This is a genomic window from Citrobacter sp. H12-3-2, from assembly GCF_009649895.1.
GTDB classification, from domain to species: domain Bacteria; phylum Pseudomonadota; class Gammaproteobacteria; order Enterobacterales; family Enterobacteriaceae; genus Citrobacter; species Citrobacter portucalensis.
Map to the genome: position 1 here is coordinate 869367 of NZ_CP045837.1, position 25165 is coordinate 894531.

Annotated in this window: 29 protein-coding genes and 1 tRNA gene; 21 read left to right on the top strand and 9 right to left on the bottom strand. The window is 49.0% G+C overall.

Features of this window, described 5'->3' with window-relative positions:
- Positions 1-3 precede the first annotated feature (3 nt).
- From xerD to lysS, 5 genes are all read left to right on the top strand, one after another.
- Complete coding sequence (gene xerD / locus GHC22_RS04195; protein ID WP_003825519.1) at positions 4-900, top strand: site-specific tyrosine recombinase XerD; 897 nt, start codon at positions 4-6, stop codon at positions 898-900.
- A gap of 23 nt (positions 901-923) precedes the next feature.
- Positions 924-1637, top strand: coding sequence for a bifunctional protein-disulfide isomerase/oxidoreductase DsbC (dsbC, locus tag GHC22_RS04200; RefSeq protein ID WP_003825520.1), 714 nt, complete (start codon positions 924-926; stop codon positions 1635-1637).
- Between the two features lie 5 nt (positions 1638-1642).
- The gene (recJ, locus tag GHC22_RS04205; protein ID WP_153752298.1) at positions 1643-3376 is read left to right on the top strand and encodes a single-stranded-DNA-specific exonuclease RecJ; all 1734 of its coding nucleotides are present in this window, start codon (positions 1643-1645) and stop codon (positions 3374-3376) included.
- Positions 3377-3467: 91 nt separating this feature from the next.
- Positions 3468-4566 (top strand): peptide chain release factor 2 gene (gene prfB, locus GHC22_RS04210; protein WP_100194817.1). Its coding sequence is split into 2 segments (ribosomal slippage): positions 3468-3542 and positions 3544-4566, totalling 1098 coding nucleotides; the frame shifts between segments, so codons are not numbered across the junction.
- 9 nt (positions 4567-4575) lie between these two features.
- Positions 4576-6093: a lysine--tRNA ligase gene (gene lysS, locus GHC22_RS04215; protein ID WP_003026911.1), complete on the top strand. Its 1518-nt coding sequence runs from the start codon at positions 4576-4578 to the stop codon at positions 6091-6093.
- Positions 6094-6170: 77 nt separating this feature from the next.
- On the opposite strand, the gene idi is transcribed toward lysS, so the two are convergent.
- Positions 6171-6725, bottom strand: a complete 555-nt coding sequence (idi, locus tag GHC22_RS04220) for an isopentenyl-diphosphate Delta-isomerase (RefSeq protein ID WP_048215592.1) — start codon at positions 6723-6725, stop codon at positions 6171-6173.
- A 166-nt stretch (positions 6726-6891) separates the two neighbouring features.
- Between idi and actS the strand changes: the two genes are divergently transcribed.
- From actS to GHC22_RS04240, 4 genes are all read left to right on the top strand, one after another.
- Entirely contained in the window at positions 6892-7650 is a 759-nt protein-coding gene (actS, locus tag GHC22_RS04225; RefSeq protein WP_020996306.1) for an amidase activator ActS, read from the top strand.
- 79 nt (positions 7651-7729) lie between these two features.
- Positions 7730-7803, top strand: a tRNA-Gly gene (locus GHC22_RS04230).
- Positions 7804-8290: 487 nt separating this feature from the next.
- Complete coding sequence (locus tag GHC22_RS04235; RefSeq protein ID WP_151451381.1) at positions 8291-8893, top strand: hypothetical protein; 603 nt, start codon at positions 8291-8293, stop codon at positions 8891-8893.
- 3 nt (positions 8894-8896) lie between these two features.
- A complete protein-coding gene (locus GHC22_RS04240) occupies positions 8897-9316 on the top strand; it encodes a hypothetical protein (protein WP_076730443.1) in 420 nt (139 codons plus the stop codon).
- A 59-nt stretch (positions 9317-9375) separates the two neighbouring features.
- Here GHC22_RS04240 and GHC22_RS04245 read toward each other — a convergent pair whose 3' ends face one another.
- Positions 9376-9585 (bottom strand): hypothetical protein, encoded by a 210-nt coding sequence (locus GHC22_RS04245; RefSeq protein WP_076730442.1) that lies wholly within the window; start codon positions 9583-9585, stop codon positions 9376-9378.
- 10 nt (positions 9586-9595) lie between these two features.
- Positions 9596-10156, bottom strand: a complete 561-nt coding sequence (locus GHC22_RS04250) for a tyrosine-type recombinase/integrase (RefSeq protein WP_153752300.1) — start codon at positions 10154-10156, stop codon at positions 9596-9598.
- A 1736-nt stretch (positions 10157-11892) separates the two neighbouring features.
- Between GHC22_RS04250 and GHC22_RS04255 the strand changes: the two genes are divergently transcribed.
- The 8 genes from GHC22_RS04255 to GHC22_RS04290 all read left to right on the top strand — a co-directional run bounded on the left by GHC22_RS04255 (position 11893) and on the right by GHC22_RS04290 (position 19042).
- Positions 11893-12321, top strand: coding sequence for a hypothetical protein (locus tag GHC22_RS04255; protein ID WP_151451380.1), 429 nt, complete (start codon positions 11893-11895; stop codon positions 12319-12321).
- 283 nt (positions 12322-12604) lie between these two features.
- A complete protein-coding gene (locus tag GHC22_RS04260; RefSeq protein WP_076730439.1) occupies positions 12605-13588 on the top strand; it encodes a hypothetical protein in 984 nt (327 codons plus the stop codon).
- A gap of 14 nt (positions 13589-13602) precedes the next feature.
- Positions 13603-14076, top strand: coding sequence for a hypothetical protein (locus tag GHC22_RS04265; protein WP_151451379.1), 474 nt, complete (start codon positions 13603-13605; stop codon positions 14074-14076).
- Between the two features lie 113 nt (positions 14077-14189).
- Positions 14190-14525, top strand: a complete 336-nt coding sequence (locus tag GHC22_RS04270; protein ID WP_153752302.1) for a hypothetical protein — start codon at positions 14190-14192, stop codon at positions 14523-14525.
- Positions 14522-16681, top strand: a complete 2160-nt coding sequence (locus tag GHC22_RS04275; protein ID WP_228553232.1) for a chemotaxis protein — start codon at positions 14522-14524, stop codon at positions 16679-16681. Before GHC22_RS04270 ends, GHC22_RS04275 begins: the two co-directional genes overlap by 4 nt.
- Positions 16682-17289: 608 nt before the next feature.
- A complete protein-coding gene (locus tag GHC22_RS04280) occupies positions 17290-17628 on the top strand; it encodes a hypothetical protein (RefSeq protein WP_228553234.1) in 339 nt (112 codons plus the stop codon).
- 24 nt (positions 17629-17652) lie between these two features.
- Positions 17653-18711 carry a major capsid protein gene (locus tag GHC22_RS04285; RefSeq protein WP_153752304.1) on the top strand — a complete coding sequence of 353 codons (1059 nt, stop codon included), beginning with the start codon at positions 17653-17655 and terminating at the stop codon, positions 18709-18711.
- Positions 18712-18826: 115 nt separating this feature from the next.
- A complete protein-coding gene (locus tag GHC22_RS04290; protein ID WP_076730445.1) occupies positions 18827-19042 on the top strand; it encodes a hypothetical protein in 216 nt (71 codons plus the stop codon).
- Positions 19043-19066: 24 nt separating this feature from the next.
- Here GHC22_RS04290 and GHC22_RS04295 read toward each other — a convergent pair whose 3' ends face one another.
- Entirely contained in the window at positions 19067-19315 is a 249-nt protein-coding gene (locus tag GHC22_RS04295) for a hypothetical protein (protein WP_000002667.1), read from the bottom strand.
- A 234-nt stretch (positions 19316-19549) separates the two neighbouring features.
- Here GHC22_RS04295 and GHC22_RS04300 point away from each other — a divergent pair, with 234 nt between their 5' ends.
- Both GHC22_RS04300 and GHC22_RS04305 read left to right on the top strand, forming a co-directional pair.
- Complete coding sequence (locus tag GHC22_RS04300) at positions 19550-19729, top strand: DUF3606 domain-containing protein (protein WP_032968401.1); 180 nt, start codon at positions 19550-19552, stop codon at positions 19727-19729.
- Positions 19730-19784: 55 nt separating this feature from the next.
- Positions 19785-20063: a hypothetical protein gene (locus GHC22_RS04305; RefSeq protein WP_076730446.1), complete on the top strand. Its 279-nt coding sequence runs from the start codon at positions 19785-19787 to the stop codon at positions 20061-20063.
- Between the two features lie 27 nt (positions 20064-20090).
- Here GHC22_RS04305 and GHC22_RS04310 read toward each other — a convergent pair whose 3' ends face one another.
- On the bottom strand, positions 20091-21278 hold the full coding sequence (locus GHC22_RS04310; RefSeq protein WP_076730447.1) for a tyrosine-type recombinase/integrase: 1188 nt from the start codon (positions 21276-21278) through the stop codon (positions 20091-20093).
- Positions 21279-21936: 658 nt separating this feature from the next.
- On the opposite strand from GHC22_RS04310, the gene GHC22_RS04315 reads away from it, so the two are divergent.
- The gene (locus tag GHC22_RS04315) at positions 21937-22503 is read left to right on the top strand and encodes a hypothetical protein (protein WP_080528468.1); all 567 of its coding nucleotides are present in this window, start codon (positions 21937-21939) and stop codon (positions 22501-22503) included.
- A 23-nt stretch (positions 22504-22526) separates the two neighbouring features.
- Entirely contained in the window at positions 22527-23024 is a 498-nt protein-coding gene (locus GHC22_RS04320) for a hypothetical protein (RefSeq protein ID WP_044700793.1), read from the top strand.
- A gap of 62 nt (positions 23025-23086) precedes the next feature.
- Here GHC22_RS04320 and GHC22_RS04325 read toward each other — a convergent pair whose 3' ends face one another.
- The 4 genes from GHC22_RS04325 to GHC22_RS04340 form a co-directional block, all read right to left on the bottom strand.
- Entirely contained in the window at positions 23087-23356 is a 270-nt protein-coding gene (locus GHC22_RS04325) for a hypothetical protein (protein ID WP_044700792.1), read from the bottom strand.
- A gap of 75 nt (positions 23357-23431) precedes the next feature.
- Complete coding sequence (locus tag GHC22_RS04330; RefSeq protein WP_170864030.1) at positions 23432-23740, bottom strand: hypothetical protein; 309 nt, start codon at positions 23738-23740, stop codon at positions 23432-23434.
- The gene (locus GHC22_RS04335; protein ID WP_044700790.1) at positions 23722-23919 is read right to left on the bottom strand and encodes a hypothetical protein; all 198 of its coding nucleotides are present in this window, start codon (positions 23917-23919) and stop codon (positions 23722-23724) included. The genes GHC22_RS04330 and GHC22_RS04335 overlap by 19 nt, the downstream gene beginning before the upstream one ends.
- Positions 23920-24012: 93 nt before the next feature.
- A complete protein-coding gene (locus GHC22_RS04340; RefSeq protein WP_044700788.1) occupies positions 24013-24591 on the bottom strand; it encodes a tyrosine-type recombinase/integrase in 579 nt (192 codons plus the stop codon).
- Between the last annotated feature and the right edge of the window lie 574 nt (positions 24592-25165).

Consider the following 25165-nt stretch of genomic DNA (forward strand, 5'->3'; position numbering starts at 1 on the left):
CGAGTGGAACAGGATCTGGCGCGCATCGAGCAGTTTCTTGATGCCCTGTGGCTGGAACGAAATCTGGCGGAAAACACATTAAGTGCGTATCGTCGCGATCTGACCATGCTTGTGGAATGGTTACATCACCGCGGCGCTTCGCTTGCGACCGCGCAAAGTGATGATCTGCAAGCCTTGCTGGCTGAGCGGATGGATGGAGGGTATAAAGCCACTAGTTCCGCACGTTTGCTCAGTGCGACGCGACGTTTTTTTCAGCATCTGTACCGCGAAAAATATCGCGAAGATGACCCCAGCGCCTCGCTTGCATCACCTAAACTTCCGCAGCGCCTGCCTAAAGATCTCAGCGAAGCGCAGGTTGAGCGGCTGCTACAAGCGCCGCTTATTGAGCAACCGCTGGAGCTACGCGACAAAGCCATGCTGGAAGTGCTGTATGCAACAGGCCTGCGCGTGTCTGAACTGGTAGGACTGACGATGAGTGACGTCAGCCTGCGTCAGGGTGTGGTACGGGTGATCGGTAAAGGCAACAAAGAGCGCCTTGTCCCGTTGGGTGAGGAGGCTGTGTACTGGCTGGAAACATACCTGGAGCATGGGCGTCCATGGTTGCTCAACGGCGTATCGATTGATGTGCTGTTTCCTAGTCAGCGGGCGCAACAGATGACCCGTCAGACCTTCTGGCATCGTATCAAACACTATGCTGTGTTGGCGGGAATCGACAGCGAAAAGCTGTCACCGCACGTCCTGCGGCACGCGTTTGCCACGCATCTGCTCAACCATGGCGCAGACCTGCGCGTGGTGCAGATGCTACTGGGGCATAGCGATCTCTCGACAACGCAAATTTATACTCATGTCGCAACGGAGCGCTTGCGGCAACTACATCAACAGCATCACCCGCGAGCGTGAGTGCTGACAGGATAGGATAGGCTATGAAAAAACGTTTTATGATGTTCACCCTGCTGGCGACGGCGTTTTCCGGCATGGTACATGCAGACGACGCGGCAATTCGTCAGTCATTAGCAAAGCTGGGTGTGCAGAGCACCGAGATTCAACCTGCTCCGGTTGCGGGCATGAAAACCGTACTGACCAATAGCGGCGTGCTGTACGTTACCGAAGACGGTAAACATATTATCCAGGGACCGATGTACGACGTGAGCGGCGCAAGTCCGGTGAATGTCACCAACCAACTGCTGATGAAGCATCTGAACGCGCTGGAAAAAGAGATGATCATCTACAAAGCGCCGCAGGAAAAACACGTCATTACCGTTTTCACCGACATCACTTGTGGTTACTGCCACAAGCTGCATGAAGAGATGAAAGATTACAATGCGTTGGGGATCACCGTACGTTATCTGGCCTTCCCACGTCAGGGGCTGGACAGCCAGGCTGAGCAAGACATGAAGTCTATCTGGTGTGCTAAGGACAAAAACAAAGCCTTTGACGACGCGATGACTGGCAAGGGCGTGAAAGCGGCGACCTGTGATGTGGATATCGCTAACCACTATGCGCTGGGCGTACAGTTTGGCGTCAGCGGTACACCGGCGATTGTGCTGAGCAATGGCTATGTCGTACCTGGTTATCAGGGCCCGAAAGAGATGAAAGAATTCCTCGACGCACATGCAAAACAGACCAGCGGTAAATAATTCGCGTGAAACAACAGATACAACTTCGTCGGCGTGAAGCCGACGAGACAGTCGAGCTACCTGCCGACTTACCGCCGCTGCTGCGCCGTTTATACGCCAGTCGCGGTGTACGTAGCGCGCAGGAGCTTGAGCGTAGCGTCAAAGGAATGCTGCCGTGGCAGCATTTAAACGGTGTCGAAAAGGCGGTTGAGATCCTCTACAGCGCCTTTCGTGCGGGAACTCGCATCATCGTTGTTGGCGATTTCGATGCCGATGGCGCGACCAGCACGGCGCTAAGCATCCTGGCGATGCGCGCGTTGGGCTGCAGTAACGTTGACTACCTGGTGCCAAATCGTTTTGAGGACGGTTATGGTTTAAGCCCGGAAGTCGTTGATCAGGCCCATGCCCGTGGTGCTCAGCTGATTGTCACCGTAGACAACGGCATCTCGTCTCACGCGGGTGTCGAACATGCCAGAACGTTGGGGATCCCGGTCGTTGTGACCGATCACCACCTGCCAGGGGATACGCTGCCGGGCGCAGAGGCGATCATCAATCCTAACCTGCACGACTGTGAGTTCCCGTCGAAATCGCTGGCAGGCGTTGGTGTAGCCTTCTATCTGATGCTGGCGCTGCGCACTTTCCTGCGTGACAAAGGCTGGTTTGATGAGCGAGGCATTGCACCGCCGAACCTGGCGGATTTGCTCGATCTGGTTGCGCTTGGCACGGTGGCGGACGTGGTCCCGTTGGATGCCAATAACCGCATTCTGACGTGGCAAGGCTTAAGCCGTATCCGTGCTGGAAAATGCCGCCCTGGTATTAAAGCGCTGCTGGAGATTTCCAATCGCGACCCCCTAAAGCTGGCAGCCAGTGATTTAGGTTTTGCCCTCGGGCCACGGCTGAATGCGGCGGGGCGTCTGGACGATATGTCCGTTGGCGTAGCGCTGTTGCTGTGCGACAACATTGGTGAAGCGCGCGTGCTGGCCAATGAGCTGGATGCACTCAACCAGACGCGCAAAGAGATTGAGCAGGGTATGCAGGCCGAAGCGCTGACCCTGTGTGAAAAGCTGGAACGCAGTAGCGATACGCTTCCGGGCGGCCTGGCAATGTATCATCCCGAGTGGCATCAGGGCGTTGTGGGGATTCTGGCATCGCGTATTAAAGAGCGATTCCATCGCCCGGTGATAGCGTTTGCCCCGGCAGGTGACGGTACTCTCAAAGGCTCCGGGCGTTCGATTCAGGGGCTGCACATGCGCGATGCGCTGGAGCGCCTGGACACCCTTTATCCGGGCATGATCCTCAAGTTTGGCGGTCACGCCATGGCTGCGGGCTTATCGCTTGAAGAGGCGCAGTTTGAGCGTTTCCAGCAGCGTTTTGGCGAACTGGTAACCGAGTGGTTGGATCCCGCCTTACTGCAAGGTGAAGTGGTGTCGGATGGCCCACTGAACGCGTCGGAGATGACCATGGAGGTCGCACAAATGCTGCGTGATGCCGGACCGTGGGGGCAAATGTTCCCGGAACCGCTGTTTGACGGGCATTTCCGTTTGCTCCAGCAGCGTCTGGTCGGTGAGCGTCATCTGAAGGTGATGGTCGAGCCTGTTGGCGGCGGCCCACTGCTGGACGGTATTGCGTTTAACGTCGATACCACCTGCTGGCCGGACAACGGCGTGCGCGAAGTTCAGCTTGCCTACAAACTGGATATTAACGAGTTTCGCGGCAACCGTAGTTTGCAGATTATAATCGACAATATCTGGCCACTTTAGCGTCACTAATCGCTATAAAAAAGGGCGTGGATTAGTTACAATCCCGCTCTTATCACCGCATTTTGACTAGTCCAATAAAAGAAATCAGACAATGTTTGAAATTAATCCGGTAAATAACCGCATTCAGGACCTCACGGAGCGCTCTGACGTTCTTAGGGGGTATCTTTGACTATGATGCCAAGAAAGAGCGTCTGGAAGAAGTAAACGCCGAGCTGGAACAGCCGGACGTATGGAACGAACCCGAACGCGCGCAGGCGCTGGGTAAAGAGCGTTCTTCTCTTGAAGCCATCGTTGATACGCTCGATCAGATGAGCCAGGGCCTGGAAGATGTCTCCGGCCTGCTGGAACTGGCTGTAGAAGCCGACGACGAAGAAACCTTTAACGAAGCCGTAGCAGAACTCGACACGCTGGAAGATAAACTGGCCCAGTTGGAATTCCGTCGTATGTTCTCCGGTGAATATGACAGCGCAGATTGCTATCTCGATATTCAGGCAGGTTCTGGCGGTACGGAAGCGCAGGACTGGGCAAGCATGCTGATGCGCATGTATCTGCGTTGGGCTGAAGCGCGCGGCTTTAAGACTGAAATTATTGAAGAGTCTGAAGGTGAAGTGGCGGGTATTAAATCCGTAACCATCAGAATTGCTGGCGAATATGCGTACGGTTGGCTGCGTACTGAAACCGGCGTACACCGTCTGGTTCGTAAGAGTCCGTTCGACTCCGGCGGACGCCGCCATACGTCGTTCAGTTCTGCGTTTGTTTATCCGGAAGTTGATGATGATATTGATATCGATATCAACCCGGCAGATCTGCGTATTGACGTTTACCGTGCCTCCGGTGCGGGTGGTCAGCACGTTAACCGTACGGAATCTGCGGTGCGTATTACCCACATCCCGACTGGGATTGTGACGCAGTGTCAGAACGACCGTTCCCAGCACAAGAACAAAGACCAGGCCATGAAGCAGATGAAAGCGAAGCTTTATGAACTGGAAATGCAGAAGAAGAATGCCGAGAAACAGGCGATGGAAGACAACAAGTCAGATATCGGCTGGGGTAGCCAGATTCGTTCTTATGTCCTTGATGACTCCCGCATCAAAGATCTGCGTACCGGGGTTGAAACCCGTAACACGCAGGCGGTGCTGGATGGCAGCCTGGATCAATTTATCGAAGCAAGTTTGAAAGCAGGGTTATGAGGAACCAACATGTCTGAACAACACGTACAGGGCGCTGACGCGGTAGCCGACCTTAACAATGAACTGAAAACGCGCCGTGAGAAGCTGGCGAGCCTGCGTGAGCAGGGGATCCCGTTCCCGAACGATTTCCGTCGCGATCATACCTCAGACCAACTGCATGCTGACTTCGACGCGAAAGAAAACGAAGAGCTGGAAGCGCTGAACATTGAGGTATCCGTTGCTGGCCGTATGATGACCCGTCGTATTATGGGTAAAGCATCATTCGTTACGCTGCAGGACGTTGGCGGCCGTATTCAGCTGTACGTTGCTCGCGATGACCTGCCGGAAGGCGTCTATAACGAGCAGTTCAAAAAATGGGATCTGGGCGATATCCTCGGCGCGAAAGGTAAGTTGTTCAAGACCAAGACCGGTGAGTTGTCTATTCACTGCACCGAACTGCGTCTGCTGACCAAAGCGCTGCGCCCGCTGCCGGACAAATTCCACGGTCTGCAGGATCAGGAAGCGCGCTATCGTCAACGTTACCTGGATCTCATCTCTAACGATGAATCCCGCAATACCTTTAAAGTGCGTTCACAGATTATGGCTGGCATCCGTCAGTTCATGGTTGCTCGTGGCTTTATGGAAGTAGAAACCCCGATGATGCAGGTGATCCCTGGCGGTGCGGCAGCGCGTCCGTTTATCACTCATCATAACGCGCTGGATCTGGACATGTACCTGCGTATCGCGCCGGAACTGTACCTCAAGCGTCTGGTGGTTGGCGGCTTCGAACGCGTATTCGAAATTAACCGTAACTTCCGTAACGAAGGCATCTCTGTTCGCCATAACCCAGAGTTCACCATGATGGAACTCTACATGGCTTATGCGGACTACAAAGATCTGATCGAACTGACCGAATCGCTGTTCCGTACGCTGGCGCAGAACGTTCTGGGAACGACTGAAGTGCCTTACGGTGAAGAAGTCTTCGACTTCGGTAAGCCGTTCGAAAAACTGACCATGCGCGAAGCGATTCAGAAATACCGTCCGGAAACCAACATGGCCGATCTGGATAACTTCGACTCTGCAAAAGCGATTGCTGAATCTATCGGCATCAAAGTTGAGAAGAGCTGGGGTCTGGGCCGTATCGTGACCGAGATCTTTGAAGAAGTTGCGGAAGCGCACCTGATTCAACCGACCTTCATTACCGAGTACCCGGCAGAAGTTTCTCCGCTGGCGCGTCGTAATGACGAAAACCCGGAAATCACTGACCGCTTCGAATTCTTCATCGGCGGACGTGAAATCGGTAACGGTTTCAGCGAGCTGAACGATGCGGAAGATCAGGCGCAGCGTTTCCAGGATCAGGTTAACGCTAAAGATGCGGGTGATGACGAAGCAATGTTCTATGACGAAGACTACGTTACCGCTCTGGAACACGGTCTGCCGCCGACTGCGGGTCTGGGCATTGGTATCGACCGTATGGTTATGCTGTTCACCAACAGCCACACTATCCGCGACGTGATCCTGTTCCCGGCGATGCGCCCGGTTAAGTAAGATGTGAAATGCCGGATGGCGGCTGACGCCTTATCCGGCCTACGATTCGTTATGTAGGCCAGATAAGCGTAGCGCCATCAGGCAATAATTTGTTGGCAGTAATTCCGCAACAGCGCACGCGCTTCTTTGTCTGCAACCTGCATTACCATCCACGGGCTAAAAGCCCACGGCGTCGCGTCAATCCCGCTTAAGACATCCTCAAGACTGCTCCACTGGCAATCCATCACTTCATCTGGGTTTAGCTGTAGCGGACTCACGATATGTGCGGCATAAACCGGGCACACTTCGTTTTCCACAATTCCACTCGGGTCTGTAGCGCGATAACGAAAGTCAGCATACACGGGGCTGAGCGAGTCGATGTCTGCACCCAGTTCGAAGCGAGCCCGGCGGACAATAGCGGCTTCGTGGGTTTCACCCAACTGCGGGTGACCACAGACAGAGTTGGTCCAGACGCCAGGCCAGGCTTTTTTGTGCAGCGAGCGGCGGGTGACCAGCAGTTGGCCCAGCTCGTTAAATATCCAGCACGAGAAAGCGGAATGCAGGGGGGTTGTGGCGGTATGCGCCGCATATTTTTCCAGCGTTCCGCAGGGTTGGTCCTGCTCATTCAATAAAATGACATGTTCCTGTCGCATAGCGTCCACCATCAATCTTAAGCATTCATATTATATGCTTAATTAAGTCAGATTGATTAACAGAGGGTGTGAAATGCCAGGGCCGACTGTTCGTTGCGCGATATGATTTGGCATCCGGTTTCTGGCTGCTATGATAAAGCGTCTGAAAATGTTGCGAGGTATTGTTTTGAGTGCAGGACGCCTGAAGAAAAATGGCCTGGGTATCGTGATGTTGCTGTGCGTCGGTCTGCTGTTAGCAGGGTGTTCCGGGAGCAAGTCGTCTGATACAGGAAGTTATTCCGGCTCCGTGTATACCGTGAAGCGGGGGGATACGCTATACCGTATTTCGCGCGCTACCGGGACCAGCGTGAAAGAGATCGCCCGCCTGAATAATATTTCACCGCCCTATACCATTGAAGTAGGGCAAAAACTGAAGGTCAGCGGTGGCGCGAAAACCAGTTCTAACTCTGGCAAAACAACCAAGAAATCCTCAACCAAAACGGCAGCGGTCAGACCGTCTTCGTCCGTACCGCAGTCTTCCTGGCCTCCGGTAGGGCAACGTTGCTGGCTGTGGCCTGCCAGCGGTAAGGTGATCCTGCCTTATTCAACCGCGGACGGCGGCAACAAGGGCATTGATATCTCGGCTGCGCGCGGTACACCGATTTATGCCGCCGGCGCCGGGAAGGTGGTTTACGTCGGTAATCAGCTACGGGGCTATGGTAATCTCATCATGATTAAGCACAGTGAGGACTACATCACTGCGTATGCGCATAATGACACCATGCTGGTGAACAACGGTCAAAACGTGAAGGCCGGGCAGAAAATTGCGACGATGGGCAGCTCGGATGCGACTACGGTGCGGCTGCATTTCCAAATCCGCTACCGGGCGACAGCTATCGATCCGCTGCGTTATTTGCCGCCGCAGGGCAGTAAGCCAAAATGCTGACGGTGATTTAATCGCCAGTCAGTCGGTTAGTCCCTTGCCAAGAAGAGCGTAAGGTTTATAATCCCTTACGCACTTCGATGCGGGCGTAGTTCAATGGTAGAACGAGAGCTTCCCAAGCTCTATACGAGGGTTCGATTCCCTTCGCCCGCTCCAATCTCCTGATAAATCAACAAGTTATGATTTATCAGTTAGTTACGTTGCCCCGCTTTAGCAGGTACAACTTAAACTACCCATTGTTCTACGCCCGCACCTGTCGCGTGATTGGTCTGTGGTACAAGGGAGCATATCATCACGCTGGCGGTGGTTCCAAGTTCTTACCGCGACAGTACAACAACGAACAAAAAGCCGCATACCTGGCATAACTCCCAAAACTTTCAGTGAAGCGCATTTTAGCCCGATGCCCCCATATGCCACACGTCGAGATGATGTTGCAGGGGATAAACAGGTTTATGGTGGTTTTGGTACTTGCACACCACATGCAAGCTCTGCCAGCGGTTCGGCCTCGCTCCTTCGGGTACATGGTCATCCTGATAAACTTCACTGTCTGACATACCCCTGATGTTGTTGCCTAACGGCTCCGCTTGTTGTCTTACCACCAACGGGGCTTATGATGTACTATGCGAAAAAAACAGGGGGGCTTATGTCGGATAGTTATGCTGGTCTTATTGGTACGGTTGTGGGTGCAATCATTACTGGCGGCTTTGCTTGGTTTACTGATTGGCGTAAGAACAGTTCGAAGAATAAAAAAGATTTAGAAGTGTTATCCCTAAAACTGACTTATAAACTAGAGCGTTATGTTGCACTGTGCCTAGAGTGTTCAGAGGATGATGGGCGTGAGTATTATTATGAAGATGAAGGTAGATGTTCTGGTTCGTTGTTCAGAGGTTATAGCATCGAATTTCCAGAATTTAACCTTGGGAAGTTCGAAGACATCGACTGGAAGTTGTTACCTGTGAATTTAATGCATGAAATTTTTACACTTCCCACAAAAGTTAATAATGCGAGGCAACGTTTCGCCAAAGAGTGGAATGAATTTGATGAACATTTAAACGATGATTATCCTACAACAATACGTGCCAAGGAATTGACAGACCTTGCGATTTATTTTTACAACGTTTCTTCTAGCTTACGAACCTTGGCAGGACTCCCGCTCCCTGAAGATTCAATCATCATTGATACACTCAATAAAAATAAAATTAGAAATGATGAAGATTACGATAGGTTATTTATACGAAAGGAATGATCAATGTCTGGAATGTTAGCAAGTACAGCCGCCGCTGTTGGGATTATTGATAAAGCTGTTGGTATCGCGAAGAAGCTCTCTGATGAGAGTGACGAGCTTGATAACGCAACCCTAAAGCTTGAGCTTGCAAACCTCATGACGGAGCTTGCTAGTGTCAAGATGGAAGTTGTCACAACTCAGGTTTTGCTTTTCGAAGCCGAACAGAAGAATAAACAACTTGAAGAACAGCTAAAGGATAAAGAAGCGTTTACCTTTAACGATGGAGTTTATTTCAAAGATGGGGATGATACTGCTTTTTGTGCAACTTGCTTTGAGAAGGATAAGTTGAAAATTCATATGCTACGTTACGAAAAATACTATGATGCAGTTTGGCATAGATGGCACTGTAAAGTATGCAAAAGCGATGTATCAATCAATTGTTAATATATTGTGTAGTAGCGTCTAGTCTTGTTACCCAAGATGGACATAACTAGGTGGTCTGTTTATTTTTCGTTGTCCAAGGTATCGAACGTTTTTGAGAAAGGGCAGGATTGCGAGCGAGTCACCAGCGTAAACAGATAAACGCTGTTTTCGTAAGTGCAAAGCCTCTTCCCGCCCTTTAACTCTTGTTCGTCGGGGTTGCTCATGGTGATTTTTCCTGCTTGAGCCGCCAACGGCAGCAGCATCAGCGCATAAAGTAAAACTTTCTTCATAGTTGCACTCTCAATAATCGATTGCCTGGAATACGTCTTCAACATCCTTATCCATGATCCCACAATACGCTAGCGTGACCGCCTGCGATGAATGCCCGTACAGCTTCGTGAGCGTCGGCAGACTTACCCCACGTTTTATAGCGTGATAACCAAGGTTCTTGCGTGGGCTGTGCGCCGCAATGTGAAGATTGAGCATATCCCCGGCTTCTTTGAATTTGGCTGAGACCGTCACCCGGCTGATCGGTTTTCCTTTGGCCCGGTTGCTGTCCACTTCGAACAGGTATTCCTGACCTGGATTATCAGCACGACGCTGTGCCACCAATTCAAGTGCTTTTGGTGTCAACATAATTGAGCGTGTCTTCCCGGTCTTCTGTTCCTTCAGGTTCAACACGTTCCCTTCGATATGGTTAAAGTCGGCATACCGCAACTTAAGAGCGTCACCAATACGCGCCGCTGTCTGATTCAGGAACACCCACAAATCACCGTAGATAGCGTTGCTGTTATTCTGACGCAGCAGTCTTTCAACCTCTGCGATCTTCTCTTTGTCTCTGACTGGTTCGACTCTCTTCATTGCGTCCCTCTCCGATATTCAATATGTAAGTTAGGATGCAAATATTGATCATAATATGATCATTGTAAAGGGTTTTTTATATGTTAAAGCACCCACTCCCGCGCAGTGAGAAACGAAAGTTGGGGGGCTCTTAAGGTCTCTTCGAGGATGCACACCGTCAGATGGGTTAGGCGGAAAATCACACTCCTCGCTAGTTGTTAAGGATCTTGGCAAAATATCTTGAGTCAGTTCTTTGCACACATAGCGCAGGTGCATAGAACGTGCATAAATGGCGCATAAGACAGCGTATAGACGCTTCTTTGATGTTCACCCACAATACATATTAATAGAATCAATGACTTGCTAAATTACACTTTCACATTGTGTAAGTTAGAGGTGAGTTCTAATACCTGCCAGCAGGCCACTACGTCAGCCTCCAACAGGCGAAATTCTCCCGCCCTAGCAGGTCACGGATACGTACCTTTTCCCACACCAGCGCAAGCAGCCCCACCAATAGCCCCGTATGCTCCACCAGAAGCGCTACAGCGCGTCATCTTCCCCACAATTAAACTGACCTACCGATAATCCACGACCTCCCACAGCGCGATACAGGCGGCTCAATGCGTCCAGAAATAGATGGACTTTCAGAAGGTTGCGAAGAAAATTTATTTTTTGGTATGGAAGGGCGGATCGGTGATTGTGTTTAGCCACACCACGAGTGACAGATCTGCCGAGGCCGTGCCATTACTGGCTTCGTTGTTTACACCACACCATAACGATCTCCACATCCGCAGGTGAGCCAGTGACAACAGGTGGTAGAAATGGCGATTTAAGGAGCATTAAACCTTATTTAACTGGTGTTTAATTTACATGTTTCATAAGGCGATCACAGAATGGTGTCTCAGGTACTTGATGGAAGAATCTTCCGTGGTCACCAGGTGTCTTCTGTCAGAGGGGAGGGTGTTACTACTACGGGGGGGTATACCGGTTATAACAGAAAGGGTTTACCGGTTATTACCGAGAAGGTATACCGGTTATAACAGGGAGGGGTTTACCGGTTATTACCAGTAACAACTAGACCCATACAAGATCCTTACAAAATCTTTGACAAGATCTAAGACCTAAAACCTTAAGGTCAAAGGCAGATTGAACATGCGTTCAATTGTTGGAGTTGTTAGGTGTTATGTAGACAGGCTTCGCCTGTTTACACTATGTGTGGAAGACAAGCGCAAGCGCGTCAGTCCAATGTGAACGACTGCGATGCAGTCAGGAGCTTTAAACGCGACGTAACTCCCCCCTTGGAGGGGCGGCGCACCCCCCTCAGACTTCACAAAGCCGCTACGCGGTGAATCCCCGATTCATCTTGATTGTTGTGACCGTTGATTGACAACGGACTATCAAGACTAGATAACAGGAGGCTCACAGAGCGCATCAGACACGCTACACGGCATTTAAACGGTAGAGGTAACCCATAGGTACTGCCTACGGCTTGGAATCGCTTAGAGCGCGTCATGGGTAATTTGTGTAACCCTCAATTGTTTCCCACCTAAAATAAGAATGCAATACATATAATTAGATATAGCACGAATTGCTAATGACATTTTATGTTGCTTTATGGGATTATGCGGCCCAGCCCAAAATGCTGCTAGCACACTTTTATCCATGATGCAACAAAAAACTTGACAAAAAGTGTGATTTATGACATAATATATTCATACCTTGAGAAAAGGAAACATTAAAACAACATAGGAGATTAGATGACAAAACCAGTCCTGTTCGACTTTTCGAACGCTACCGCCTCAGAGATTGTTTCTGCAATCGACAACAAAATCACTTCTTTAGTAAATCTTCGCAGTTTCAGAACCCGCGTTGGCGGCTCCAAGAAAGCAGACAAACTATACCCTGCAACTCGTGAAGCCATGAATATCATCAAAGGTCTGCGCCAGCAGGCTAAGAATGCAAAAATCATCCAGGATATTCTTAAACCGTTCTCAGCAGAGTTAGCAAAAGGCCGTGATGTTATGGAGATCATCGAACCTGTGCTGTCTGCCTGGCGTGTCTATTACGCCTCTCATGGTATCGGGCTCATGAATGAGCAGGTCCTCCTGCTTAAGATCATTGAGTCTGGCGGCGAACTCGAAGGCATTACCGGAAAACCCATTCCAGAACTGACCACAACCGAATAATCATTCTCTGTATTACTCCGTTGGCAGCAACGCCACCAAACGAAATCGCCGCAAACACGGCTTCTTACTCCTGATCGCCATCCGCGATAGCAGGAGCGATAACTTTTATGCATTCGGAGGGAACTTGAGATGAAACTGACATTTAGCAATTCAACGATGGACGCAATTATGCACGAATGCCGCCGAACCGGGACACCTGTTGCAACGTTCATCAACAGACTCGTGGATGCAGAGGCCGAACGCATCCGAACCAATATGAAGAATCCCATTGAAGGAGAGAACAATGTCCGAGATAGTAGAAACTAAGACCAACTTCGACCAAACCGCCAGCCCGTTAAAAGGTATCAAAAACATTATGACACCTGCCGGGGCAGTGATGCGTGTAACTGATACCGATCTCAAGTGGTTCAATCACTTTTACACCTTCGAGGCGCAGGGCAATAAGTGTTACCAGAGCATTAAAACAATAGCTAAGGAGATGGGCCGAGCCGTCTCAGTAGCACAGGATAGGATCGATAAACTGCAAGAGCTGGGCCTTCTGGAAGTAGGTAAAGAGCCATTCAAGGACGGTTGGCGCAATACGTACACCTGTACGCCTATTGATGTCATCGTGTCCCGCATGACTGACGCGCCAGTGACACCGCAAGATAAGCCGCTGAAAAAATCACAGCTCAATTCCTTGCTGAAGAAGTCCGGACAAGTTGATCCCCGTGCAGTTAACCGTGGGATCAAGGTGATGGCAAAAACTATCGCAAATCGTGATCTCTCTGATGAAGAGGTGATGCAATTTGCTTTTCAGATCGCGACTGAGAAATTAGCCGCGCTTGGGTGGAATATTGAAACACTCATTGAGGAGAGAAATGATCAAGACGAACAGCAACCCGTTACTGATGCCCCTGAGACTGCCGCGCCTGTTGCTGGAGTCGGAGAACCTTTACCTGTTGTGGATGCTGGCAACAATGCTGATTTATCCGGTAGTAATCATTCAGTGATGAATGATCAGCCTGAACAAGGCAGTAATGATAATGGCAGGCCTGCTTGGTTCCGTGCTGCGTTTAAAGGTAATGGTGACTTAGTTCCTGAGGCGAAAGCATGGGCGCGTTTACGAGGTGCAACGTCTGAAGAAGAGGAGAAACATGAGATATGGAGAGCGCTGGAGATTATAAACCCACTCTTGGATAGTCAATCCAAACCAGAACCACAACCATCTGACCCTTCAACAGCCGCTGACGAAGAAGAGGAAGAATCAGAAGATTATCCGTTTTAACATTTGGAGGAATATTGTGTGATGTTGCCAACGGCCTAAGCGCCGAAGAAGAAAACCAGCTTTCTCGCCTTTTCTCCATCCTGGAGAACCCGACATACAAATCCCGGTCTCAACCATCTGATCCGGAAACACAAAGAAAAGCTCGTTTGCTATTAAATCGCGGTTTCTCACCGCATATTGTCGCTAATACCCTAGATCTGCCGTTCGCTGAAGTCTGGCGGCTCGCGCGTCAAAAACAAGCGGTGACCTGGGCGATGATGACACCGACAACCCGGACAGAATTTGTCCGTGAAATGTGGTCACATCGGATGCATCCTGAGCAGATCCGCAAGCGTTGCGATGGTCTGTCATACGTCAGCCTGCGTTATTACCTCCACAACGCAGGGATCACCGATGCTGAAATGTTGGGGTACTTCCCTGACGTGTTCGCGAATATCTGCAAGCTGCCGACGGTGAAGAAGAAGCGAAAGCGCCGCAAAACCTCCTAACCAACCCCTGCCGGGGACTATGACCTTACTTGAATATTTATCTTACCTGCCGTTATCGGTAGCCGTTTTCCTATGGCTGCGTGACGGCCTGGACCTCTACAGGAAACATAATAATGAAAAACGTAAACGACATCCGCGCCGATATTCTCGCGGCAATGCAGGCCGCTGCCGAACCGGAGAGCGGAGAGCTGAATAAAAGCGCCGATCAGGTGTTGGCTGATGCTATCGAGGGATATCTGACCGCTTCGACTGCAACAGCCAGCAAATCAGCCCCGAAAGCTGGCAAGACCCTTAAAGAGAAAGGTATCGCACTCTGCCACCAGGCCCAAGGTTATAGCGCTAATCTGCGTCCGGTAAGTCTCATGATGAAGGCAAGCCTTGATGAGCTAACACCTGAACAACGCGCCGCACTTGAGCGTCTGGGTTACGTTATCAATCAGGGGGAATGATGTCCGGTACAAATAAGATCGTCAGTAGCTTAGTAAACGAAATCTCGTGGATCACAGACGATGCCTCATATCAAAAAGCCAAAAAGAAGATAATTTCGCTTAAGGCTGCTCATGAGAAACCAGCTAAAGCGCTTGAGAAGGCCCAGAAGCGGACCGCTCAGAGTGAGGGCAAAGCGGCCCTTGCAGCAGCCCGCGCTCAGACAGCGAAGCTCCGCCAGGCTGAACAATTGTCAAAACAGCAACAGAAACAAGCTCAGATACAGGCCAAAATGGAGCGGGACGCAATCGCCCACGCCAATAAAATGACCTCATTACAGGCGCGTCAGTTATCTCAGCAGGAACAGGCAGAACGGCAGAATGCCAGACTTGCAGCCATTTCTGCAAAAGTGCAGGCCGCTGCCAGATCACGAGCGATGACGTACAACCCTAACATAGGCGGTCAACATTACGATCCTGATGTTGTAGCCAGGCAGAATGCGGCAATGAATCGCTCACATGGTGCTGTTGCTGCCGACATCGCAGCCACCAAAAGGGCTATGGCCTTAGAAGAAAAGCGCCAGCGTGAGAAAGAGGCCAGTCTTAAACGCCAGAGCACTGCATACGATACTCTGCGCCGTGCCAGTTTAACTATCAGTCATATCGAAGGCGCTAGCCTAGCTGACAAGATGAAAGCTGTGCAGGCAATCAAAGAGGCTACCAAGGGATACTCCGAGCAGCGTTATACGATCTCAGAGATGCGTCACGAACTAGCGGCTGCGACTCTGGAAACCAGACGCCAGGCAAGATTAAACCGCCAGATTCTTAAAGATAAAGCGAAAGCCGATCGAGCAGGGCGGATCAATGCTCAACGTCTGACCCGTGAACGTAGCGAACGTGGTTATGGTGGCCTTGCTGCCACTGGTGTAATTGCAGGTGGTTCCCTGATTGGCTCAATGGGTGTTGCTCGTGTTGGTCAGACCCTTCAGGGAAGCCTTGAGCGTTCTCGCGATGTGAAAAAACTCCAGCAGTACGGGATCAGCAACCTTGAGTTTGCAGCGCTTCAGGATCTATCAATGAGCCGTGTTGGTTACTCACTGAGTGCTGATAAGCTGGCTGACCTCAACAAGGACACAACCGAAAAGGCCGGGGAATTGCTGAACACCGGCTCTTTCAAACGTAACAAGAAAACTGGACAGGTGAATTTCAGCGGCGGTGGCGAGTTCGCAGATATCATCAACAACGTGCTGACCTCTACCAACGGCAACCAGAAGGTAGCACAGAAGGTGATCGGAGAACTGCAAAAGCTGGATTTTCCGACCTTCATCACTTACCTGAAACAGTTGCAGAAAACTTTCAAATGGACGGACAACCAGACCCGGCACCTGGCTGAGGCTGTGAATGATGGTTCGGTCTTCCTCGAAGTGTTCAACGATGAGGGGGAGGGACTTATCCAGCGTATGAATCAACTCGCTTCTGAAGGATGGACCCTATCTGATGCACAGCAGGCCAACCTTGATAAGCTGGCAGCTTTGGGTGCTGAGTACAACCGAGTACAAACCAGCCTTGCGGATCACTTCTCAGCCTCGTTTGTTGAAGGCCTGGGGCAGTACGCTGCCAATACTGACACTCTACGTCAGAATATGACTGGACTGATCCCAATTTCCGATGCCCTCGGCGTTGCCCTTGGTGAGCTAACCACCAACATTCTCTCCTTCGCTGGTCGAGTTGGTGAAGAACTCAAGAAAGGCGCGACACTGCCGGATGCAGTCTACAACACCGTTGTGGATGACTCTGCAAATAGCACCGCCGATTGGATTAAGCAGAAGACAGGCTTTGATCCTCGTAGCATCGGTCAAACGCTTAAGCAGATTTATCCGTGGCTGGATAGTTCAGCACCAAGCAATATCGGCTCAGGCACGGCGTATAACGATCCAGCGCTAGCGTTGAATGTTCCTGGCCTGAACTATCTGACACCCCAGAAACCAACATTCACGGTTCCGACAATTGATAGCATGACGCAGCGACAGCCGATTCCTGTCAGTGTTACCGGGCAAGCGAACATTAATCAGCAGATGGATGTGTTTGTCCATGACGATAAGATCGCAGGGCTGGTTGATACCAAGATAAGGGAAAACAACCAGGCGCAGAATAACCTCATCCTTGGGATTGCGGACTAAAATCATCGTTCCGTCAAAAATGACGTAGTAAATTGGCCCACACGAGAGAGGGCCGTTAAATTCGCCATGTTATTGTTTTTGTTGTTGCAAATGATAATCATTCGTGTTAAAATGATTGCATAGGGTGATGATTTAAATTGTATGTGCGTACAACAGCCGTTGTCATTCCTTCTCCTTACGAAATATAAAGTGCCTGTGTGAACACCGTGCGGGCCTCTTTTGTAATGTGTCGCTTCCAGCCTCTCACTGGACGTTTGCCAACGGGCGGTACATCACAAAAGATTCGCCTTAGGGCGTACAAAGTCTGGGCCTCTGGTCTGGATTTGCCATTAAATCCGGCTCTCCTCCGGTCATCAGCCATGATGCAAACTGGCATTGAGTGCGGCAGCGAAGATATGAGGTCTCCCGCTGCTGTACTCCCTCATTCCTACTGTCAGAAAATAATAACATCATCGTTATTTCTCCTGCCTCCGGGCGAGATCACTCTCGCTTCGGCTTTTTTCTGACAAAAACCAAGCATAAGTTTAAGCGCCTTAACTGGCGTTTTTCTTGCCTGCCGTCTGACGAATATGTCGGATGTACAAACAATATAAAAATCTATGGAGTTAATGATGATTGTATCTTCTGAAGAACGTTCATTCCGGGATGTCGTAATTTACCGTGATGATCCCGTCTTTTCACACAAGACCAAAACCTTTGCCACACTAGCGGTGGATGCGGTTCCCGGAACATTGCTCACCTCCACAGGTGAGGCATACGCCAGCGGTAGCGATCTGCTAATCGCTCTTGATAGCCACAAGGCAGGCTCTAATGTCCCTGTGATTGTGGTTGACCGTGGTTGTGTACTGAATCGAGCCGGATTGATTGGCACCGATGCAACCGCCGTTGCGAATGCTATCGCTCAAATTGAGGCCTCTGGCCTGAATCGTGTTTCTGTTTCTGAATAATAATAACGATAAGGACATCAAAATATGACAATTTCTACCTCTGGCTTCAAAGTCAAATATTTCACTGGTGCTTATAAAGAGAAGTTTGGGGATAATTTCCTGCTTCAGGCGCTGGATATCTTCAAAGATAAAACTTCTCCACTGCCTAAGCTGGAGATCGACGAGCTTCATGAAAATAAGCAGGCCGTTTCTGCTAGTGTTAACCGCTATTCAACGGAAGTTGATTCGACAGAACGCCCACTCGGAAAAAACCGCCTGATTGAAATTCCACATTTTGTAACTGTTGGAACGGTGAGCGCTGCCGACTTCCAGTCACGCCGCCGTATCGCGACTCAGCGTCAGACATTACGGGATGAACTAATTTCTGATGAGGGTATTCGCCAGTATCTGAAATTCCGAGCCACAAAAGAAGAATATCTCGCTCGCGCATTATTCGCTGGACAGGTTTTATCACCGTATACGCAAGACCGCCCCGTTTTGGATTTTGAAGATGAATTCGGTCAGACCGTAGCAACAGCTACCGTAGACGCTACCAAAGCAGGTGATGGTCCGTTAGAGGATCTGGATACCGCTGCAAATAACATGCGTTTTGCTCTTGGTGGTTGGCTAAGTTCAATGCGTGGTGTGGTTGTTCTGTGCTCTCCAGAAGCATACAAGGCGATCAAGTTCCATCCGTCTATGCTGACCCTGATCAATCATGGTGTGCTGCCAGATAGCAATCTGTTTAACGGTAGTGTTAAGGAAAGTCTGCCAGCATTCCAGGCGATGACAATTGACGGGTTGACCTTTGTTAATACTGGTCTGCTGTATCGTGAATTCATTCCGGCTGGAGAGGCCTTCATGGTTCCGGTATTCGGTGCAAACAATCTCGTTGGCAGCGACCTGCAACCCTTCGAAATTTACCACGGGCCAGCATCACGAGATGCGCGTCTAGCGGCAGAGGAAGCTGAGAGTCAATTCTTCCAGTATTCGTGGGAGGACCACCTGCACAATACCACTGTCCAATCCGAGTACGGTCTGCTGCCGATTTGCTATAACCAGTCAATGATTACCCGTCTAACGGTGAATACTGCTGAGGCATAACCAAACGGTTGTTTTCGGGGAGCGATTTGCTCCCCGCCGCATTTATAGATGAAGAGGGGATAGATACCCGTTAGCGGGGTTGCCTCCGGCAAATCTCCAGAGGAGATACACAATAATGAGAATTACAATTTCAGGTGTTGGTGGGCTGCCTTTGGTGGTTTCACATGTCAAGACTCTAGAGGATAACGACCTGATTAATGTCAGTGGGCTATGCAGGGCACTAGGAGATATTCCGCGCTCTTCATTTCTCGATAAGGTCGAGCGACTTGGGCTTGAGGGGGCTATCAAGCATTACCTCAGCGAACAGAGAAAACGAAAACTGAAAACATAAGAGCCGGGTTAATCCCGGCTTTTTTTAGCGTTTTTTATTCGATTGGGAAACAACCGAACCAGCTAAGGTTTTAGTAACCTCGCTTGAACGTGGGTTTTTCAAAGCTGCTGATGCTTTGGCTTCCATGTTCGCGCCAGTCTGATTTTTTGTTCCTGCTTGTGATAGCACCGAACCCGCTAAACTTTTCTGAATCGCAGAGGCGTTTGGGTTGTTTAGAGTCTCTGCTGCCAGATGAGCTACATCTTTCGAGGATTGCTTATCATTGTTCGCCATTTCAACACCTATTCACTAGATGGATTTTTGGATATATTGTATTTTCTATATCAATAAACACAATATGTAGTGGTTATGATAGGGGCGAAGCGGCAAGGTTAGCAATCTCGGAAAAAAGTTTTTACTGGTTTTATGACCAGTGTCAATTGTTTGATAACTGACCGTTTACGAAGCGGCAGAGGAGTCATATAAGTAATGTGCAGGCATAAGCCTGTATCACGAGGAATCAGTAAAATGGCTGATGACAAGACCAAAATCGGTACACCTGACAATGATTTAATAAGTATCAAACAGGATTACGAAAGACGTGATTGGGCTAAAAAGTTTGGCGTTAGTGAGGCTAAGCTTATTCAAGCTGTTCAAGCCGTAGGTCATTCGGCTAAAAAAGTGCAGGCTTGGCTTAAAGACCATTGAAATATGAGCGCCTTACGGGGCGCTTTATTTTTTATTGTCCTTTGGGAGAAAGTTAATGGCTAATAACTTATTTATTACTTACGACCTGATCAAGACCAAAGACTATCCGGCAGTACATAAAGCCATCCAATCATTAGGGGCATGGGCTAAAGTTACAGAGTCTAACTGGTATGTAAACTCAACTTATACCGCCTCGCAAGCTGCGGAAATTGTGCGAAAATCTATGGATGCAGACGATAAATTAATTGTTGTTGATGCAAGCAACAATGTTGCAAGTTGGTTCAACTTGTCGGCAGAGGTTGCTAATTTTATTAAAGAACAATGGCCTAAATAACACTTTAGGGGGCTCGCCCCCTATTTTTCAGTAATTCACCAATTCGACATACTCTGACAATTCCTTCATTCCCGCACCGCGTGAGTACGTTCTGAATGCTTCAGTTTTTGCTTTCTGTTCGGTGTGTCCGGTGATAGCACCGATCCGTTGTTCTGGCACCCCTGCACGGTCTAAGCAGGTGATGAACATTCCCCGTAGGCTGTGGAAACATTGCCGATCTGTAGCTGTTGGCAAAACGCTATCACGCAGCCGGGTGAACTTTTGGCTGTACCACGGACCCCGCTTGCCATCCTTCCTAATGATGTTATTTGACTGAGCCAGAAGGTATTCACCGCTGTTCTGTGCCAGATGCTTATCAACAATCCCTATCAGTAGCGAGTGGATCGGAACATACCGCACCCCCGCGAGTGTTTTTGACTTACTGACGAAGAAACAACGCACACCCTCCATCATGACAATCTCTTCCCGCTTGATGCTGGCGATCTCATCAAGTCGCATTCCAGAGTAAAGCCCGATCAAAATGACATCACGTATAACGTCATCGGCTTCTCTGATAAGGGCTTGCAATTGTTCAGGTTTAAACGGCTGATAGCTCTCTATCGTGCGACGTGCTTCGAGGTTATGACCGTGAAACGGGTTACTGTCGGGGATTGCGTCATATCGACGTTTGGCGAACTCGTACAGACTCCCCAATGAGGTTAACCAGTTTTGCACGGTCTGCGGTGCTGCCTTTTTCTGTTGGTCTTCGATGAAGTCTGTAACCGTTCTGCGTCCTATCTTGTTCAGACTAATATCAACTTTACCGATATTCTGAAGAAAAACTTCTACGGCTCGCGCGGATTTGCTGAGTGTGGAAAATGCCCGACGTTCACTATAAACCGTCATGTATTCATCACGGATGACTGCCAACGTTGGGATAGGGGAGACTGCTACAGGCGTACTCTTGGCCTGTTTGATTGTGGTGTGGAGTGTGGTGATCGCATTCTGGATGCGAATGTCTTCCCGATCAGGATTCAACAGGGCTTTCAGATTGTTGAACTCAATCAACATGTGATTTCTGAAGTGACGAGCCTTAAGGATGTCTTTTGTCCCGGTGGATTTTCGCCAGGCTCGTTTGTTGTCAAACAAGTGACGCATGTACGCAGGTACAAAGACCTGAAAGATCCATACGCCCGAATGACTTTGAAAAAGATACTGATTGTTCTTGATAGTCATGATTTTGATCCTCTAAAATCACGCCATCAGGTACAGCCATATGTACAATGTCGGGATGGAGTAACGAGAGCTTCCCAAGCTCTATACGAGGGTTCGATTCCCTTCGCCCGCTCCAGAATCTCCCCTTGTGGAGCAAGCATTCTAAAATGCTGCTCTGCCAGCATGTTACGCAGTAGTGCTTACTAACATGCTGAGGCGTTCTACCATAGTTCACTACTTTGACACTTGTCACGAATGGTTACTCGGTGAAATGAGAGTTTAGCCAATCGTCGGCGGTGGTTTCAAGTTCTTACCGCGATAGTCCAACAATGAACGCAAAGCCTACACCAGGCAGCGACGGATCGCACTTCTCATAACCTTACAGTGAAGCGCATTTTTTGCCGATGCTCCCACATGCCACACGTCGAGATGACGTTGCAGGGAATAAACAGGTTTTATGGTGGTGATGCTCCGGTAGCTACAGATCCGGCTCTGCCAGCGGTTCGGCCTCGCTCCTTCGGGTACATGGTCATCCTGATAAACTTCACTGTCTGACATACCCTGATGTTGTCGCCTAACGGCTCCGCGCGTTGTCTTACCACCAACGGGCTTATTGGCTGCTATTCCCTTAATTTAAGTATGGTACTATGTAGGGAAAATCTTAAAAGAAGGGTGGTTTATGAGCTGGTCTTCGTTGGTTAGGATAACCATTGGTACATTTCTATTAGCTGGGTTGTCGTTCTCTACATACGCGAAGAACTGCAAGAAAGGTATACCATGCGGTAATTCGTGCATTGCGGTTGGAAAAACGTGCAGGATTGGATCAAGTACCTCTTCTGCGTATAAAAATTATTCTTACTCTTACCCATCATCTTCTCTTCATAGTTCAATCCCTAACTCCTCTTCACATTCCCCTTCAGCGAAGGTTGAGGGAAAAAACACAGCTTCAACTGCGAAAACCTATCTCTGTCAGTACGCTATTGCAGCAGTACAGAATGGTAGAATAGGTGCTTTACGTGTGCTGGGTAGTGCAGAGGTAACGTTGTATGTCGATAGCTTCAAAGCTAACCGTTTAAACGGTACATACCTGCTCTCACCAAAGCTGAAAACTAACGGTAAGTTGATGATGGCAGATGATAAAAGCAAAGTGTATGCCTATGATTCGTCGCTGATGAACTTTGCAATTAGTGACCGCATCGCAAGAAGCACTGAGCAATGGGATAATTGTAAACTGGTTCACAATTAATAAACTCAATTCGTGGGGATGGAATGAAAAAATTACTAATGGCTTTCGTGATTCTAACTTTACCTCTGCTCTCATTCGCTAAGGGTATTGGTTATGGAAATACTAAATGGGACATGAATCCGTCAGAAGTTGTTGCGGCTCAGGGCAATGGCGCACATTTGATCTCACCAGAGAAGTATAAAGATAATTTTGGGAAAGTGCGGATTGATAATGTATCGATCGGTAGCGGTCTTTATACTGTCACATTCCTTTTTAATAGCGCAGATCGTCTTGTACAAACGAATGTAGCCAGTAATGAGAAAAAAAATGAAGGTATCGCTGCGAGTCAATTTGGCACATTGAGTCAATTGTTAACTCAGAAGTATGGGAAACCTGAGTTTTCAGATTCAGATAAAGCAACCTGGAAACTTCCTGAAACTACGGTTGAGTTAAGTAAGATGGTCATTTCTGGGATCATGGCCCAAACAGTTGTTCGTTACATTCCAAACAGTAGGGTGGCAAGCGATACTTCTAATCTTTAAGCCCTTACGCAACGAACGCACCTAACACCATAAATACAAAGGGGGCATCACGCCCCCTCGTATCATTCCTGTAAAGCCCGTAGCCACATCATAAGCAAATGAAGCTGGCTTCCAGTCATTGCTGGTACTTTAACCGCTTGACCTCGTTCTGCGTTGCACAGCGCGAGCGCTAACGCCATAATGCTGCTGTTCTGCATTTCCTTCTCTCCGTTGGGAATGTTGAATACGGCGGGGGCTGGCTTCTTGGTGGTTGGCGGCCCCTGCCACTTGCTGATCAACTGCTCTTCTAAGGTTTGTTGGTAACAGGTGACGCTGTATCGTCGTCCCTGCAAACTTCACTACCTGCGTATAAACGCACACCGTAGCACCACACCAGATAAAGCTGGTGATTAGCTCTTCTTCCTTTTTCAATACTCATCTCCGAGAATTGCACCTAAGAAAAATTCTGTTTGCTCTTCACTGCCTTTGATGCTGTAACACTCGATAGCCTTTCTCACCTCGCTTTCGTCCGTATAACCAGCCAGCCATTCTATCAGGCTTTCTAAATACTCCTCCGCTCTGTTCCAGTCGTGATCCTCTGGTAGCTCCTTGCTTGAATCAGCCATGAAACAGGCTTCAACGTGATCGTAATGAAACAGCAGGGTAAGAATACTTTCTTGTTGCCATTGTTCAGGCGTTTTCAATCCGTAACTGTTAGTCATTTGATACTCACCCATTTACGATCCTCGTTCGGTGTTGCTTGTTGAATTGCATCTTTCAACACCTGTTCAAAGTTCACGCCGTGCTCCTGGCTTCTCTGCCAGATGTCCAAAAATGCTACGGCGAATTTCAATTCTTCTTCGCTCTCAATAGGGCTGAAAGCGGTTGTGTGTTCGTTCATCTCTATAATCTCCATACTCATTACTCCTCTTCAAAGGTCATTGTGTAGCGGCATGTGCGAGGGCAGGCAATAGCGCTAGCGTGAGCACAATTAAGCCTTTCATGTTGATCACCATTCTAAAGAAAACTCCTCTGTTAAATCGTCTTGCACGTCCTGACCATACCCGATGTAATACATAGTTGAGCGCGGATCTGTCTGTCCCAGGAAATGGGCGGTAGTTTCAATAGCCACCCCTGCATCGAACATCACGCGCCCACGGCTTTTACGTGGCGTATGGCATCCCACGTTTGAGAATCCTGCTCTACGTCCCATCTTCCCAAACTCCGCAAACACGGTGTTACGTGTGACGGCGTGGCCTTTGCTGCGTAATGTGGCAGCACTGAAAATGTAATCTGTAGCTACAGGCATCTTAGCTTGTTCTGCCTTGCGTTGTGCCACTACTGACAACATGGACGCTGTAACTTTTGGCCTTACCACGTTCCCTGTTTTCTCCTGCTTCACTTTGAGGTGAGATTGCCCCTCTACGTCTTCATACTTGAGCTTGAGCACGTCAGAGATACGCAAGCCCGATTCATACATAAACACCCACAAGCAATAGAACAGGTTTGTTCTGGTATTGCGTCGTAGCTCTGCTGCCACTGCCTTTACTTCGTCTGCACTCTTTAGCGCCTGGCTAATTCCTTTCATCGTGATTTCTCCTCTTGTTCGTTTCGTTGAAAACATCATTGATCAGAAATTTATCATTTTCAATAGGTTGCACGATGCGTTTATTTAGAAGAGCACAAAATGATCAAAATGTGTGCGCGGTTGTTTGAGTCGCTTAACGGCAAAAAGCCAGGCCCCGATCTGAACTGGTAGAAAATGGCAAATATCAGTAAGCCATTGAAAAATAAGTGGAAATACATTTCACCTCATGATTCATGAAACGGTGGTTGTGTCAAGAGATTTATTTTCGATGGTGGGGTGTTACCCCTGTTTACACGGTGAAGTGATTGAAAAGTGTACTGAGTTAGTTAAATCAACAGGTTACATAATACACTTTGCGAAAGTGTATCGAATCGGGAGGAATTAGCATGACAAATGATAACTACTCACATTTGTAGCGATGAGATCTGAGGAAGTGAGAATTATTCTCAATAATGGCTGTTTTGGCATGGAAAATCGAGTTGTTACATTATAACGATTAAACGAGAAAACTCGTTCAACAAATGTTGCACAGGTGAAAGTGTACATTGTCCACAATGATCGCTGTAAGTCGCAC

What these genes read in the sequence shown, in the direction of transcription:
- dsbC (WP_003825520.1), top strand. Translation starts at nt 924, where the DNA reads ATGAAAAAACGTTTTATGATGTTCACCCTGCTGGCGACGGCGTTTTCC.
- GHC22_RS04285 (WP_153752304.1), top strand. Translation starts at nt 17,653, where the DNA reads ATGACAATTTCTACCTCTGGCTTCAAAGTCAAATATTTCACTGGTGCT.
- GHC22_RS04335 (WP_044700790.1), bottom strand. Translation starts at nt 23,919, where the DNA reads ATGGAGATTATAGAGATGAACGAACACACAACCGCTTTCAGCCCTATT.
- GHC22_RS04260 (WP_076730439.1), top strand. Translation starts at nt 12,605, where the DNA reads ATGTCCGAGATAGTAGAAACTAAGACCAACTTCGACCAAACCGCCAGC.
- GHC22_RS04270 (WP_153752302.1), top strand. Translation starts at nt 14,190, where the DNA reads ATGAAAAACGTAAACGACATCCGCGCCGATATTCTCGCGGCAATGCAG.
- GHC22_RS04330 (WP_170864030.1), bottom strand. Translation starts at nt 23,740, where the DNA reads ATGGGTGAGTATCAAATGACTAACAGTTACGGATTGAAAACGCCTGAA.
- GHC22_RS04250 (WP_153752300.1), bottom strand. Translation starts at nt 10,156, where the DNA reads ATGAAGAGAGTCGAACCAGTCAGAGACAAAGAGAAGATCGCAGAGGTT.
- GHC22_RS04315 (WP_080528468.1), top strand. Translation starts at nt 21,937, where the DNA reads ATGAGCTGGTCTTCGTTGGTTAGGATAACCATTGGTACATTTCTATTA.
- lysS (WP_003026911.1), top strand. Translation starts at nt 4,576, where the DNA reads ATGTCTGAACAACACGTACAGGGCGCTGACGCGGTAGCCGACCTTAAC.
- GHC22_RS04245 (WP_076730442.1), bottom strand. Translation starts at nt 9,585, where the DNA reads ATGAAGAAAGTTTTACTTTATGCGCTGATGCTGCTGCCGTTGGCGGCT.
- GHC22_RS04340 (WP_044700788.1), bottom strand. Translation starts at nt 24,591, where the DNA reads ATGAAAGGAATTAGCCAGGCGCTAAAGAGTGCAGACGAAGTAAAGGCA.
- GHC22_RS04310 (WP_076730447.1), bottom strand. Translation starts at nt 21,278, where the DNA reads ATGACTATCAAGAACAATCAGTATCTTTTTCAAAGTCATTCGGGCGTA.
- GHC22_RS04305 (WP_076730446.1), top strand. Translation starts at nt 19,785, where the DNA reads ATGGCTAATAACTTATTTATTACTTACGACCTGATCAAGACCAAAGAC.
- GHC22_RS04290 (WP_076730445.1), top strand. Translation starts at nt 18,827, where the DNA reads ATGAGAATTACAATTTCAGGTGTTGGTGGGCTGCCTTTGGTGGTTTCA.
- GHC22_RS04235 (WP_151451381.1), top strand. Translation starts at nt 8,291, where the DNA reads ATGTCGGATAGTTATGCTGGTCTTATTGGTACGGTTGTGGGTGCAATC.
- GHC22_RS04320 (WP_044700793.1), top strand. Translation starts at nt 22,527, where the DNA reads ATGAAAAAATTACTAATGGCTTTCGTGATTCTAACTTTACCTCTGCTC.
- idi (WP_048215592.1), bottom strand. Translation starts at nt 6,725, where the DNA reads ATGCGACAGGAACATGTCATTTTATTGAATGAGCAGGACCAACCCTGC.
- GHC22_RS04300 (WP_032968401.1), top strand. Translation starts at nt 19,550, where the DNA reads ATGGCTGATGACAAGACCAAAATCGGTACACCTGACAATGATTTAATA.
- GHC22_RS04280 (WP_228553234.1), top strand. Translation starts at nt 17,290, where the DNA reads ATGATGATTGTATCTTCTGAAGAACGTTCATTCCGGGATGTCGTAATT.
- GHC22_RS04295 (WP_000002667.1), bottom strand. Translation starts at nt 19,315, where the DNA reads ATGGCGAACAATGATAAGCAATCCTCGAAAGATGTAGCTCATCTGGCA.
- GHC22_RS04275 (WP_228553232.1), top strand. Translation starts at nt 14,522, where the DNA reads ATGATGTCCGGTACAAATAAGATCGTCAGTAGCTTAGTAAACGAAATC.
- GHC22_RS04255 (WP_151451380.1), top strand. Translation starts at nt 11,893, where the DNA reads ATGACAAAACCAGTCCTGTTCGACTTTTCGAACGCTACCGCCTCAGAG.
- GHC22_RS04240 (WP_076730443.1), top strand. Translation starts at nt 8,897, where the DNA reads ATGTCTGGAATGTTAGCAAGTACAGCCGCCGCTGTTGGGATTATTGAT.